The following is a 13,517-nucleotide window of genomic DNA, read 5'->3' on the forward strand; positions in this document are numbered from 1 at the left end:
GTTGCCTTATGAGCTCTTTTTCACTGCAATAATGATTGGAAAGATATTTTATTGCTGCATCGATGAGTGTATTCATACTAAAGCTCTACTATAAACCACAATTTTATTTTTGCTTTTGCCAAGACAGCCTGATTTATTTAGAATACCATTATAACAGGAAAATATTGAGTCTTTTATGCCAAAAGAAGGAAAGGCCAGAGTCTTAAGTGAAGCAGAGTTTAAGCGACTGCTTATTGTTGCCAAAGATGGGCAATTCGCTATAAGAAATAGTGCCCTTGTGTATTGTTCTTTTGGACTTGGATTGCGAGTGAAAGAAATCGCCTCTCTCACTATTGCAGATGTAGCCGATTACAACTATCAATTACTTGAAGAGATTTGTTTGAAGCGCTCAATGACCAAAGGTGAAAAACAACGTTACGCTTATCTTGCCAATGAAAAAATCCGCAAAGCACTCCAAGCTCATCTCGATACCCTAAAACCTGTTGCACGAGACAAACCCTTATTTCAGACCCAACGTAAAAGTCGCTTTACACCCAATAGTTTGCAAAAATGGTTCAAGTCACTCTATGATAAGGCAGGAATTATTGGAGCAAGTTCTCATTCTGGTAGACGTACTTTCATTACCCGCTTAATTGAGCAAGGCGCTGATATTAAAGCAGTCTCTCGCCTTGCAGGTCATGCCAACATTGTCACCACCGCAATTTATGTTGAAGACAACCCTGATCGCCTGAAACGTATTGCTAACTTGGCTACATTCTAAATGACACCATGGTTTATTACTTTACCTTGGTTACACTATTTGGATTTTACCTACAATGAAGTCTACCATGAGGCACGCTTTGAAAAAGACAAACGCTATTATGTACTTCGTTTAGAGAAAGATTTACTAGATGATTGGACAATCACCGCTATTAACGGACGAATAAAATCCAAGTTGGGACAAAGAAGAATATTGGCTTTTTCAACGTACACAAATGCTTTTGCTCAATTCTTAATCATGATAAAAATCCGTTATCAGCATAATTATCGACTTAAAATTTTGTATAGTGAAAATATTTTTTCCCTTCACAATCTGCTGTTTCTTTTAGTATCACAAAAATATGCTAATAAAACCCATGCCAAAAGCAAGAGAAAACCAAGATCCGAGTTGAGTCAAAATAATTGTTCCACGACTGTTCAAAACAACTTATCTCATACAAAAGCATTCCAACTTGACTTATTTTTTTAATTTCTAAAAAGAAAAGTGATCATTAAATAATCAGACAGATTTAAGAGCGCTTTAATAGTGATTAGAAAGAAGCTGAGCTCTTGCCACACTTTACCATTCGCCGTAGTCCAATCGTCTCTTGAAGGTAAAATTTGGAGGTCATTTTTTTCCAGTATACCAGTAAAATTATAACTACAGACTCGAGGGCAAACATCTTCTAATTTTTCCACATAGTTATCCACTAATTTTGTGAATAAAAAAATAGCCCTACCCTTCCACCTTAAGATGGGCCATTAACCAATCTGCTTCCTCTAAAGAGTCAAAACTTATCACCACCCTACCTTTTCCTCCATCATTAAAATGCATGTTAACTTTGGATGAAAGTTTTTTCGATAATTGTGCCATCCAATCTTTCGTTTTTTGTTCAAATTGGGGATCTAGAAAAAACTCTTGTTTATCTTCTGGCATATTTAAGCGCCGAACCAATTTTTCAGTTTCCCTAACGGATAAAGACTTATTGATAATTATTTTTGCTGTTTCTGCTTGTTGTATGCTCGACAAACTTAATAAAGCTCTGGCATGCCCCATTTCTAGTAATCCCATTTTTAACATTTCTTTTACTTCATCCGTGAGAGTAAGCAATCTAAGAAGATTAGTAACTGTTGTTCGCGATCTACCTAAAGTTTCAGCAACTTCACCATGCGTCATGTAACACTCTTCTATTAACCGCTGTATAGCTTGTGCTTCTTCCAATGGGTTTAAATCTTCTCTTTGAATGTTTTCAATTAAAGAAACTGCCATCCCGTTTGCTTTATTATATTTTCTGATGATTGCAGGGATTTTTTCTAATCCTACTATTTTAGCTGCACGCCAACGCCGTTCACCCGCAATAATTTGATATTCATTCCTATTATGATCTCTTTCTTTGACAAGAATAGGCTGTATAATCCCATGCTGTCGAATTGACGAGGCCAGTTCTTCTAGTGAAGCATCGCTAAAAAACTTTCTAGCCTGATTTTGATCTGGATAAATTTTTGATAAACACAGATCAATTGCTTCCAAGGATTGTATGTCATTTTTTAGATTAATTGGTTCAAAGGCAGGAAATTTCATATTAAACCGCCTCCATTTTAATTGGCTTCTCTAAATAATGTTGCTTTAATTTTTCTCGGGTTTCCAGAACAAATTTCTGCATGTTTTTAACATGCTCTTGATTATCTCCAGCTTTAGTATAACCTGATAGTTTTTCCCAATGATTAAGCTCTGCCTGTAAAGCGAATAATTTCTTTTCCCACTCAATTTGTTCATTAGATTCTTTTTCTTGAGAACCGTCTGGCTTAGATTCTTCCTTGAATTTATAATCATATTTTAAAGCACTAATAAAATATGGAATTGGATAAAAACCTGTGCGCTCTTTTTTTGCATATTTCTTGGTATAGTTAATCTTCTCTTGAATATATTCTTCTGAGTAGTTATTTATAATATTTTCTAATATAGACTCATTTAATATACCAAAAGTTACTTTTATTTCTTTATGCATCTTCTCATTTTCATAATCAATACAGCTGACTTCTGATTTTATTGTATTTTTTTTATTCTGGACTAACACCTCAAATCCAGTAATTTTTCTACCAACTCTTATTGGATCCAAACTAACAGCAAAATTAGCTCGATCATTAACCTCTTCTAATGAAGGCGAAATGACATTTCTTGTAAGTTCCCGCATACTTGGATATTTATCTTCAGGAACTCCTAAAATTTTTCTAAATGTATCTAACGAAATAATTTTATTTTTTTGTAAGTTAATAAACCGTGTACTATTTTCATAAAGAGCATGACCATATTTCGATTCAAATTCAGATTGCAGATCAATGTCAATAGTACCGTATATAGATGGATTAACTAGTAAATCAAGCATGATTTTATGAAAAGAAAAATTGATGGTATTATCCTGATAGAACGTAGGTGCTCCATGTAAAACTCGTAAATTTAAAAAAGAGATATCTGTAGGTACCTTATCTTTCAATAAATTCCATTCTATTTTTAATGATGCCAACCCATCAATGGACTCTTTTAGATATTGGGTATTATTACTATTGAACTTAACTGCTTTTAACAGCATAGAAAAAGGCATATTGCATTCGACAGCGACCGAATTTTGATGGTTATTTATGCGGCCATCTCCTTTTATTGCTTCATACAAAAGCACATTGACAATTTTCCGTTGCAATACACTCATTAAAGAGTATGCATGAATAATTGTTACATGTTTACGTATTGTTTTTTCAGCGAACATTACCCATTCCGTTTGGCCTTTTTTCTTATTTTTTCCTCATCATTCTACTCAAAATAGCAGCGCGTATTATGGCAGTTTGAGGGCCTCTTATATCAGGATATTCCTTTACAACTTCATTTCTCATATCAGAAAAAAAACATCGTTGCTTAAATGTCATATAAATTTTATCAAATACAAAATTTTCACTATTCCCTTCTGCATTGAGTACCATTTCTTTGTAATCAGGATTTTCCTTTAACATTATGATGGCTTCGTTTACCCAATCAGTTTTCTTTTTTAAATTATATTTTTCAGAATTTAACAGAATTTCTCTGAGTGACTCTTTAATTTCTTTATTAATAGTAAATGTAATAATTTTCTTATCGTCTTCATTATTATTGAGTTTCAGTTTATTCATTTTAATCACACTTCCTGAGCAATTAGAGGAATTATTTTTTTAAAGCACTCCTCAACTGATTTACCATTATTCCATTGGACATTATTGCTTAACATATTCATTTGCTCGACGATGCTCTCGTGTAGAATGTTGCTTGAAACTAAGGCATCAAAGATAATTTTGGCAATATTGGGTTTTACCTTACCTAAACTAACATTTAATTGTTTACGTCCTCTTATTTCTTTTTTTGTAACTAACGAAAATTCAAGTTCTTTTTTTAGCTTAACAATTGCATCAAAGGATAGATTTTCTATGGCTGCCTTTAAGAGAACTTGTTGATGTTCTGCGTTTTCAACTGAAATAATTAATTCAATTAATTTTACATTCTCTATTTTTCCTTCAGCAATCGCCTGCTTTATCTCTGGACTAGCTTGCAAAATCAGGATATATCTTCGAGATTGTGTTATAGACATTCCCGTTAAATCACTTAATACTTTTGATGTTATTTTCTCGCTATCACTTTTTTCTTTATTTTCGTTTAAATACTCTTTAACAATAGCCTCAATACTCGCAACTCTTTCAGCCAGAGATAAGTCAACACGCTCATTATTCTCAATCCACTGTAGAACTCTTAACTTTGTACCAACAGGTCGTTGACTTGCAATTCTTGCTATAATTTCCTTTTTACCAGCAATCGCTGAGGCCAAGGTTCTACGTTCACCAGCGATTAAACGACATTTGTTCCCAAACCTGTATACAAATATGGGGTTAATTAACTGATCATCTAGTATAGTTTTTGCTAATGATTCAAGTGACTTCCAATCATTTTTCTTTTTTGCATAGTCAGGATCAGAAGGATCTATTCCATTCATAGCATCATGAAGAGTGAGTGCTAGTTCACGATTGTTTTCTGGATCAAGTTCTATTTTATCTAAGGATAATACTTCTATTGACAGTTCCCCGGCATAATCATTGGCAATCGCCAGTGTTCTTGATATGGCTTCCTTTGTCTCTCCGGTTTTGACTGGATTTAGTTTGAATTTACTAACCATAAGAAGCCTCCTTTTCTTCTATTTTGTTGTATACATTATGAAATACCCTGTCATATACATAAGAACACCATTTTTCACTCTCAATTCTAGCTAGATGTGTTTGCGGTAGGTTAAATACACAATTAGGTTTTGCATCTTCTACTACTAATTCTGAATAAATAGTTCTTTGGGCGATCGGAGGTAACAACCATTCTTCTGATTTCTCTATCGAACGCAAGTCATTAAGGAACTTAGTATGTACTGCTGTTTTACGAACTTGGTTAGGTAAAATTCCCGCTATTTTGATTGTGTCATCTTTTACTCTTCTAAGTTGCTCTTGTGAAATTGCTTGGATCATACCTATGGTTCCATTAATACCATATTGTTCTAGTTCAGTTGGCAATAGTCCATGAGTTGCTGCTCGCAACCCTGCCATTGTTAGTGGGCCAAACTGTGGATTCGTATCAATAATAACAAATTGGTAATCACTGTGGGTTGACAGCATTTCGGTAAATTCTTTAAGACGATTTATAACTTTTTCTTTTACATCAACTTTTAGAACACGTTGTGCATCTTCCAGTAATGAAGCAAAAGAAGGAAAACAATGTAAATTGTCAACCCATGTTGGATATGGATAAATAGATTTACCTATGAATATATCTGCAATACTACTAACACCATCCCAATGCGGATCATCTTCTGGTAAGTTATTCGGATCCCACTCTGGATGTGCTTTTGGCATGTAGCCAGTTGGGTGAGCTGGATCTCTTGTAGTTGGAATTAAGCTAGATGAAGAGTTGCCTTGCGGGTCTAAATCAATAAATGCCCCTTTCATGTTTTTACATTTAGCTAGATATTGTGCAAGAGTGAGAGCAATAGTTGATTTGCCAATCCCTCCTTTGTTCCCGGCTGTTGTAATTACTTTCATCCATCCCCCTTTTACAATAAGGTGCTCTGTACTATTTGTTTTAGACTAACTTTATTGAAATGAATTTGCAAGCGGTAATTTGTACTATTATTTAAATTTTTAAAAAAGAAAATATATATCTTTTTTCTTCTATTCATAGGTTCATTAAATGAAATCACAATAACTTATTGATTTTAAAGTATTTAAGAAATGATTATTGTGTATTTATTTGGGAATGATTGTGTAGGTTTATGAGTTTTTCTGTGTAGTAATATGGGGATTAATTGGTCTTAAAATTTTATGTGTAGTTTTATGGGGTGTTATGGTGTAGTTATATGGTTATGGTGTAGCTTTATGGGATGCGCTTTTAACTTTTATCCATACTTCCTAATACCAATACCGGAAACTGCTGGGGGATACTGGATTTTTGGCGGCTAGATTTTTACCCTAGGAGCTTTAAAATTTTGATTGGCAACTCGTATTGCGAATTTTGTCAAAAAATATTCTGAAGTTTCTTTGGGTTTATTTGTTATTTGTATTCACTGCCCTACTCTGAAATAGGATGTGATTATCTTGATAGCTGAGCAATATTGTCAAAGTTACATGAAACTATACTTTTTGAATTTTGACGAATAATTTATTGATGGATTTTGATAATATGCTAAATTCAGGAATGGATATAAGATAATGTTATTTTTTTATGCTTTAGATATCATTTTTAATTTTAAAATGAATAACTTTATTTACAATTAAAGAATTATACTGTTTGCGCACTTACGTCAGTGTATATGATTAATTCATGTTAAGAGTATTGGTTATTAAGCAATATTTGTTAGTAATATTGGCCTACGTATAGAGGTAATCTGTTGTATCTGTCTTTACCCATAGTGAAGAATATATTGTTTGGCGGGTATTGATCGGTAGTGGCGGGGCTGAGATTGGTTCTTCTACTTAGTGCACAAATCCCTTTTTTTATAACTATGCGTTTTATTATCAAGATAAATGGCTGTATCGTTTAATATTTTTCAGTAACCTATTTAACAATAGCCCTATTTCTTTTACGGTATTTTATTAACTCATTATTTTGATGGAATAGATTCATGTCTCTAATAAATTTATTCCTAATTTAAACAAGCTTTTTAAATGTTAAAACAATAACTGTACTAGGTGGATAGAGAATCAATTATTTGAAAAGTTAATTAATAGGGTTCCATCCTGATTTTATGATGGGGTTAATTATCTTTAGGGTGATGTTTTTTTGTTTTAGGTCGTTTAAATTTTATTAAATTTAATCCAGATCTGTTTTTAAATGGCACTTTAAATTTCACGGGACCACTGCCATGGATTATCGATTTAATAAATTGTCCCCGGGGGATAATTTAGCTAACTCATTGATTATTAATAATAAAAATATAATATATTCTGTAAATCACGGTTATGGATGGTGTAGATTTATGAGGAAGAAAATTAACAAGGAAGGATTCTAACTTAATCGCAAAAAGATAAACCACTATAACTTAAGTGATTAAATACGAAATTGGGGAGGAAAAAATTTGAAGAATCATTTATTATACAAAGCGACATCCATGTTAAGTATTTTTTCGTAACAGCCAATACATTATAATTAAAGGTCTGGAATATTGGCGACTTATCATGGGTGATGCAATTGTGGCTGTAATGTAGAGGAATTATTATATGACTATTATTGATGCAAGACCTACCTGTTTTTATCATCCGATAAAAGTCATTTTTTTAGATGATAACCGAGCATTTTTGGATGCGTTAGATTTAGAATTTGGCGAAAAGCTTAATATACTAACACTTACAAGCTCAGATATGGCTTTTCATCTTATTGATAACGATAGTCAAGATGTCACCCAATCAATTTTCAAATTAATGAATGATGTTAATTTAGATACTACTAATGATCGATTTATTGGCTTTGATGTTAGTAAAATGTTAAATCTGATTTATAGTAAAGCAAGGTTTGAGCATGCACCATTGTTAGTTGTGGACTATCAAATGCCCGCTATTAACGGAATTGAATTTTGCAAAAAAATTAAAGAGAAAAAAATATTTAAAATTATGCTAACGGCTGAAGCAGATAAAGATACTGCGATAAAAGCTTTCAATAACGGTTTAATTGATAAATTTATACTCAAGACAAGTGAAAATCTATATCCAGAAATTACATTAGCTGTGGATGACCTAACTAAGCGCTATTTCAGAGAGTTAACAAAAAATATAGTTAATGCGTATGAAAACTCCATTAATGATTTATTTGATAATGAATTATATCAACAATTATTTGCTAGTGTTCTAATACAAGCACAGGCTGTTGAGTATTATCTAGTTGATAACTCAGGTAGTTTTTTATTTCTTGATAAAGACGCCAAACCTACATGGCTTATCATTAGACATGCAAAAGAGCTATCTGAGCAATTAGATTTAATGCAGGGATATGAGCTACCTGAACAAACTGTGGCTGCTGTTGTAAAAAAAGAGAAAATATTGTTCTTGTTATCAGAAAAAGAATATAAAAAACCAATAGCTGAGTGGATTAACTATTTATTTGATGCGCAAAAGCTAGATAACAATTACTACTATAGTATTACCAAAGATCATTTAACTGATTCTATAGATTGGGGAAGGGTGGTTTCATATTCCTCATATCTAGCAGAGAGATAATTTGTCACAATTATTCATTAAAAAGAGATAGAAAATAATTTTCAATCTTTGAAGTCTGCTCACGTATAGCGCTCATGGAATATAAAAATTTTTCCATCTGCTTTTGGTTAATATCAACGGTATCCATTGACTGTGAAATTGTATTCATGAAACTCGAAGCAGATTTTGTCATGTTGTTGATGATAACAATTGAGTTTAAAAAATCGTGTTTTAATTTATCTTTATCCGTAGAGTTCATGTTAAATTCCCGTGTGCAAATTGAAAAGGTGGTTCTTTACCAACAATTGTTTTAATCCATGGCACTTGGCGAAATCGATCTCGCGAATGGCCAGTGGCAAGATGAACGTCAATAAACCCCTTATCAAAAAGGAGTTTTGCGCAATCCTCGCCTCTAACATTGTTTCCTAGATCTGAATCAATATAAATAAGAGTATTCTTACAATAATTATTTATTTCATTTACGAACTCATCAAATGACGAATAGGTTGAAATACTTTGTCCAGCCTCTTCAGCCGCAAAGATCCAAGTCATTCGCATCATTTCATCATCATCAATAAAAACCACCGTATTTATAAGTTCTTTCTCTGGAGTCTCAATAATTTTAATATAAGGTACATAAGATTTTGGTATGATTTTAACGCCAATATTTTCACATCGATTTCGTATAGCAATATCTTCAAAGCAACTTGTAACTAAAATAGCTTTACCATTTAAATTAAGCTCTTCAATCACATCTAAACCATTTTTAACATCAGCGAGCAACTCATAATCCACTAAATATAATATTGGAGTTTCTGGATCAACTTTATACTGACCTAAGTCGATCGCGTTATAAAAATGAAACATTTTAACGTGTGAAATATTTGAAAACCGTTCATTCCATGCGTCATGGATGGATATATCGTCATCTAATACGACAATATTAGTACCATACCTAATATTCATTGAGTCACAGAACCAACTAGGGGGGTTAGACCGAATTAGAGTGATATGAATTTTTGTCCCAACTTTTTCTTCAGAGTGAATATACATTGAACCATTGATCTGCTCTAAATATTGTTTAGCATAAGATAAACCAAAACCAGCACCAGTTTTCTTATTAAAGCTAAATCCTTGCTCTGTAACCTTTGGCAAGATATCGGGAGGAATGCCGCAGCCATTATCTTCAATAATAATTTCGACATGCGTAGTATTGCATGTTAGAGAGATAATAATAGAGCCATTAGAATTAACTGCCTCAATACCATTATTAATGAGATTGGATAGAACGCGCTTAAAAGAATCAGGGTGTATCTTAGAAAAACAATTATATGAGTGGTCAGACCCAAGTAAGTTGATTTGGATTTTGGTTGCGTAATATTCATATCTTTTTTCTGCAACGATATTATCTAAAACTACAAATATTAATTCTGGAGAATTATTCATATATATTTCGCTACTTTTACAGTCAAGCAAATTATTTTTTGATTGTAAGAGTAGGTTATTAGCAATATCATTGATTCTTTTAGCTGCATTTCTGATCATAATGCGTTTATTTTCAGGAATCGATGTTACATCAGATACTGCGGTGTTTATTGCCGCTAATGGTGATCGGATATCGTGAGCAACAAGCTCAGCAATATTTTTTCTTACCTCGTAATAGGCTTTTTCTTTCTGTAAATTGATTATTTCTCGATGTTCATCAATAAATTTATTAGCAATTTGTCTATATTCATTAATTTCAACTTTTGCAAAATCAACAGCATTATTAGTTTGATGTGATGAAATAAAATCAAGCAAGTATTCGGTATTGTTTGCTATTTTTTTTCTCATAGAAAGGAATAGAAATAAGAAATTAAAAAGAAATATTCCAAGTACGATCAATAAAATTAACAAAAGACCATAGGACACTGGCAAAGTATAGATAGAATTATATTGCTTACTTGCAACCACCGAGCCCAATATCTTTTCATCATTTTTAATTAATGTTATACCAGAAATTTGCCCATTATCTTTTTTGCATAGAAGGTAATTGCTTTTGCTGTTTTCTTCGCAAGTACCTACATCTTCTATTTTATTTTTTAAAGGAACAAATGTTATTGAGTCTAGTTTGCGTTCATTACCTAAATTGTATAGTACTAAATCGAGAGCATCCTTATTATTAAGCAGCAGATACCTACCAATTTCATCAGTGGTAAATGAGTCATTAATAATTAAATTTCTGGAAAAAACACTCATCTGATTATGAAAATAATCTTTTGCAAGCATGAGTATAAATCCAAAAATAATAAATTGGATTAGAGCAGAATAGGCCATTTTCTTGATAAAAATTGCTTTGATTGAAGAGCTTTTATTTTTCATAAGCATATCCATTGCTATTAACTGATAAAATAACGTAATTGGTCGATCGATGAAATTGACCATTATGTAAATAAGCCCCGGTAATGCCAATATAATCAGTACTTAATATGCTGTTTGTATTGACGATACCGGTTCTATTCAATGCTTTCAAAATAATCTTCATCGAATCATAAGTGTATGCTGCCAATACAGTGGGTTTTTCATGGAATTTTTGAATATAAATATTTTCAAATTTAGTTAAAGCATCATAGGGCTGTATAAAATCCAAATTGCGGATAAAATGAGAGTGAATTACTTTATCATTTAGTCGCATAAAAAATGTTTGACTAACTGAAGAACCAAAGTTTTCTGTGCCAATAAAAACAGTGCTATGGTTATTCATAATATTGGCAATTTTTGCTGATGCTATTGCACCTGACAATAAAAAAACATATTGATATTTTCGTTCATTCAAAAAAAATCTCAATTTTCCCTCTATATCGCTGTCATTTTCTAGAAAATCGAATGTAGAATATTGTACGTGTTCATTTTTTAGAATGCTGGAATACACTTCCTTATACTTTAGCATCTCATCACGGTTAATTTCCGTTATAAGCAACACGTTGTTTATATTTTTATAGCGCTCATGTAAGTAGCTCATCATTTTGTCAGCTTGGTAATTATAGCTTGGCATAAAGATGAAAATATTCTTAGGTAGTTGATCAGAGTTGGTGGTGCTAGCGTAGGAAGTAAAAATAGGTATGGTGTCATTTTTCTGTTCTTTTACAGCTAATAACAAGTCTGATAGATATTCAAACCCAATAATTGCAGAGCAAGAGTCATTTACCATTTGATTATAAATATGCATTGGCTCTAATGGTCTGTTATTATAAAAATAGCTCTTAATCACAACTTTGTTAGAGGGATCATTTTCTTCTTTGGCAAGATATGCTGCATTTAAAAAAGACTGACCATATGATTTTAAATTTTCAACAATCCTACCGGTTAAACATATTTTAATTTTAGATTGTGCGTGAACAACAGTGGATATTAATATAGAAAACAATAAGATGATTGCCTTAGAGCTATTTAATAAATTCATTTAAAAGCTCACTAAAACGATCATTCTCTTCTAGATGTGGGTAGTGAGAAGATTTATTGAAAGTTATAATTTCATGATTGTTCGCCAATGCTATTTGGTGTCCGTTCATGACAAAATCGTGAAAACCATTTATCCATAATTTACGGATTTTAAGCTCATTAATATTAACAGAAAAATTCGCTTCTTTTGAATAAAGATCTTTTCTTACACTGATAAATGTGTTCATATCTAATGGTAAGTTGATGTTTTTTTGGACATTTTGGACCAAATCATAATATTCTAAATTGGCCCAATATAAATAAGGTCTCTCTATATTTTCTTGGAAAACTGGAGTTAATTGTTCTGATAGTTCCCAGATTTTATTAAGGTCAAGATTATTAATTTCATTTAATATTTTGTTATATAGCTCTAAATTACTTTTTTTCAGATAGGATAGGTCTAGCATTAAATTATTCAAACGAGGTGTTAGTATTGATTGAGCGGTAGAAACAAAAACACCAGGGATGGTAGACTCATAACTTTTGTAGTAATCAAAAAGAAGTTTTGCACCATAGCTATGTCCAATCAAAGCATTGATGTTAAGATTAAAATGGTCATCAAGGTATAGAATTATTTTTTGCAAATCATTTATATTATCTTGCTGTAATACTAGCTTTTTAATTTTATTAGATTTACCGCAATTTCGTTGATCATATAGAATAATATTGCACTGCAGAGAATTAAATAAATTATGATGATCAATAAGATACTCTATGGTTCCACAATTGAGACCTGGGCCACCATGAATGAAAAGAGCATAAGGTAGATTGGAGCTTTTAGTAAATCTGACTATATAAAATTCTTGATGTGGCAAAATATCTTTTTTGTAAGCTTTCATTAGTAATTATTTTCTCGAAATATTCTGCGGATCCATACAATTGGGGCAGCAAATTTAATGGCGGTATTTTTTATTTCTTTTTTCACTAATGTAGTTTTTTCATTTAAACAAACTAAGTCATAGCGAGCTGGTTCTTGTCCATGTCTTAAGATCCTGACAAATACTTCATCATTGTCCGCAATAATAATACAATCTTTGCCAATGGCACTCTCAATATTGTTGACTATTATACCGCCAACATAATTCCCAGGGTATAAGAAAGGGATCATGCCATCATCTTTTATAACGGTGTCAATAGAGTGTTGTAGTTCTCTGAATAGGAGTAATTCTTTAGCTATGTGGCTTTCGTCAGCCTCTTGGATATCTAGATCTTTTGTGATTATTGTGGCATTTTTACCAATGCCATGCATTAACCATGATTCTGTGCAATAAATATTTAACTCTTTAGCTCGTTTAACGATTTTTACAGCTCCCTGCTGGGATAAACCTCCTCCCCAGGCCAATTCCCATCCCTTTAATGATTGAGCAGTAAAATTAGAATCGCGACAAAAATCTTCTCGTGTAAAAGACAGGAGATGCTCGCGTATGAATCTTATTCTCTTGCCCCGAGACTCGGGGGATGAAACATTGTCTATTACAGGATTGCTCATATTTAAATAATTCAGTCAGGTGCATGTTTATTCTATGATATACCAAAATGGTTAATAAATCTTC

At 32.3% G+C, this 13,517-nt stretch carries 14 protein-coding genes; 3 read left to right on the forward strand and 11 right to left on the reverse strand.

All coding sequences use genetic code 11. The features are described from left to right. Positions 1-175: 175 nt before the first annotated feature. Positions 176-760, forward strand: coding sequence for a tyrosine-type recombinase/integrase (locus tag Lstg_RS15455; RefSeq protein ID WP_058478524.1), 585 nt, complete (start codon positions 176-178; stop codon positions 758-760). Then, positions 761-1,228 (forward strand): hypothetical protein, encoded by a 468-nt coding sequence (locus Lstg_RS15460; protein WP_058478525.1) that lies wholly within the window; start codon positions 761-763, stop codon positions 1,226-1,228. On the opposite strand, the gene Lstg_RS15465 is transcribed toward Lstg_RS15460, so the two are convergent. The 6 genes from Lstg_RS15465 to Lstg_RS15490 are packed head-to-tail and all read right to left on the reverse strand — an operon-like array spanning position 1,225 to position 5,838. After that, complete coding sequence (locus Lstg_RS15465) at positions 1,225-1,437, reverse strand: hypothetical protein (RefSeq protein ID WP_082650880.1); 213 nt, start codon at positions 1,435-1,437, stop codon at positions 1,225-1,227. The genes Lstg_RS15460 and Lstg_RS15465 overlap by 4 nt on opposite strands. A 37-nt stretch (positions 1,438-1,474) precedes the next feature. Beyond that, positions 1,475-2,269: a ParB/RepB/Spo0J family partition protein gene (locus Lstg_RS15470; RefSeq protein ID WP_238585456.1), complete on the reverse strand. Its 795-nt coding sequence runs from the start codon at positions 2,267-2,269 to the stop codon at positions 1,475-1,477. A 52-nt stretch (positions 2,270-2,321) separates the two neighbouring features. Next, positions 2,322-3,503, reverse strand: a complete 1,182-nt coding sequence (locus Lstg_RS15475; protein ID WP_058478528.1) for a replication initiation protein — start codon at positions 3,501-3,503, stop codon at positions 2,322-2,324. A 25-nt stretch (positions 3,504-3,528) separates the two neighbouring features. Beyond that, positions 3,529-3,900, reverse strand: coding sequence for a hypothetical protein (locus Lstg_RS15480; RefSeq protein ID WP_010655311.1), 372 nt, complete (start codon positions 3,898-3,900; stop codon positions 3,529-3,531). Positions 3,901-3,905: 5 nt separating this feature from the next. Further along, positions 3,906-4,931, reverse strand: a complete 1,026-nt coding sequence (locus Lstg_RS15485; RefSeq protein ID WP_058478529.1) for a ParB/RepB/Spo0J family partition protein — start codon at positions 4,929-4,931, stop codon at positions 3,906-3,908. Next, positions 4,924-5,838, reverse strand: a complete 915-nt coding sequence (locus tag Lstg_RS15490) for a ParA family protein (protein WP_010655313.1) — start codon at positions 5,836-5,838, stop codon at positions 4,924-4,926. The genes Lstg_RS15485 and Lstg_RS15490 overlap by 8 nt, the downstream gene beginning before the upstream one ends. A 1,674-nt stretch (positions 5,839-7,512) precedes the next feature. Between Lstg_RS15490 and Lstg_RS15495 the strand changes: the two genes are divergently transcribed. After that, entirely contained in the window at positions 7,513-8,505 is a 993-nt protein-coding gene (locus Lstg_RS15495) for a response regulator (RefSeq protein WP_058478530.1), read from the forward strand. A 10-nt stretch (positions 8,506-8,515) separates the two neighbouring features. Here the strand turns inward: Lstg_RS15495 and Lstg_RS15500 are convergent, their stop codons facing one another. The 5 genes from Lstg_RS15500 to Lstg_RS15520 are packed head-to-tail and all read right to left on the reverse strand — an operon-like array spanning position 8,516 to position 13,453. Next, on the reverse strand, positions 8,516-8,743 hold the full coding sequence (locus tag Lstg_RS15500) for a hypothetical protein (protein ID WP_010655315.1): 228 nt from the start codon (positions 8,741-8,743) through the stop codon (positions 8,516-8,518). Further along, positions 8,740-10,845 (reverse strand): sensor histidine kinase, encoded by a 2,106-nt coding sequence (locus Lstg_RS15505; RefSeq protein WP_058478531.1) that lies wholly within the window; start codon positions 10,843-10,845, stop codon positions 8,740-8,742. The genes Lstg_RS15500 and Lstg_RS15505 overlap by 4 nt, the downstream gene beginning before the upstream one ends. Next, a complete protein-coding gene (locus Lstg_RS15510; protein WP_058478532.1) occupies positions 10,835-11,926 on the reverse strand; it encodes an ABC transporter substrate-binding protein in 1,092 nt (363 codons plus the stop codon). The genes Lstg_RS15505 and Lstg_RS15510 overlap by 11 nt, the downstream gene beginning before the upstream one ends. Next, positions 11,910-12,803, reverse strand: coding sequence for an alpha/beta fold hydrolase (locus tag Lstg_RS15515; RefSeq protein WP_058478533.1), 894 nt, complete (start codon positions 12,801-12,803; stop codon positions 11,910-11,912). Before Lstg_RS15515 ends, Lstg_RS15510 begins: the two co-directional genes overlap by 17 nt. After that, entirely contained in the window at positions 12,803-13,453 is a 651-nt protein-coding gene (locus Lstg_RS15520; protein ID WP_010655319.1) for a helix-turn-helix domain-containing protein, read from the reverse strand. Before Lstg_RS15520 ends, Lstg_RS15515 begins: the two co-directional genes overlap by 1 nt. Positions 13,454-13,517: the final 64 nt, after the last annotated feature.

Source organism: Legionella steigerwaltii, from assembly GCF_001468065.1.
GTDB lineage: Bacteria > Pseudomonadota > Gammaproteobacteria > Legionellales > Legionellaceae > Legionella > Legionella steigerwaltii.

Excerpts from the sequence above, each read along its gene's own strand:
- Lstg_RS15455 (WP_058478524.1), top strand. The coding sequence starts at position 176 with ATGCCAAAAGAAGGAAAGGCCAGAGTCTTAAGTGAAGCAGAGTTTAAG.
- Lstg_RS15460 (WP_058478525.1), top strand. The coding sequence starts at position 761 with ATGACACCATGGTTTATTACTTTACCTTGGTTACACTATTTGGATTTT.
- Lstg_RS15475 (WP_058478528.1), bottom strand. The coding sequence starts at position 3,503 with ATGTTCGCTGAAAAAACAATACGTAAACATGTAACAATTATTCATGCA.
- Lstg_RS15480 (WP_010655311.1), bottom strand. The coding sequence starts at position 3,900 with ATGAATAAACTGAAACTCAATAATAATGAAGACGATAAGAAAATTATT.
- Lstg_RS15485 (WP_058478529.1), bottom strand. The coding sequence starts at position 4,931 with ATGGTTAGTAAATTCAAACTAAATCCAGTCAAAACCGGAGAGACAAAG.
- Lstg_RS15490 (WP_010655313.1), bottom strand. The coding sequence starts at position 5,838 with ATGAAAGTAATTACAACAGCCGGGAACAAAGGAGGGATTGGCAAATCA.
- Lstg_RS15495 (WP_058478530.1), top strand. The coding sequence starts at position 7,513 with ATGACTATTATTGATGCAAGACCTACCTGTTTTTATCATCCGATAAAA.
- Lstg_RS15500 (WP_010655315.1), bottom strand. The coding sequence starts at position 8,743 with ATGAACTCTACGGATAAAGATAAATTAAAACACGATTTTTTAAACTCA.
- Lstg_RS15505 (WP_058478531.1), bottom strand. The coding sequence starts at position 10,845 with ATGAAAAATAAAAGCTCTTCAATCAAAGCAATTTTTATCAAGAAAATG.
- Lstg_RS15510 (WP_058478532.1), bottom strand. The coding sequence starts at position 11,926 with ATGAATTTATTAAATAGCTCTAAGGCAATCATCTTATTGTTTTCTATA.
- Lstg_RS15515 (WP_058478533.1), bottom strand. The coding sequence starts at position 12,803 with ATGAAAGCTTACAAAAAAGATATTTTGCCACATCAAGAATTTTATATA.
- Lstg_RS15520 (WP_010655319.1), bottom strand. The coding sequence starts at position 13,453 with ATGAGCAATCCTGTAATAGACAATGTTTCATCCCCCGAGTCTCGGGGC.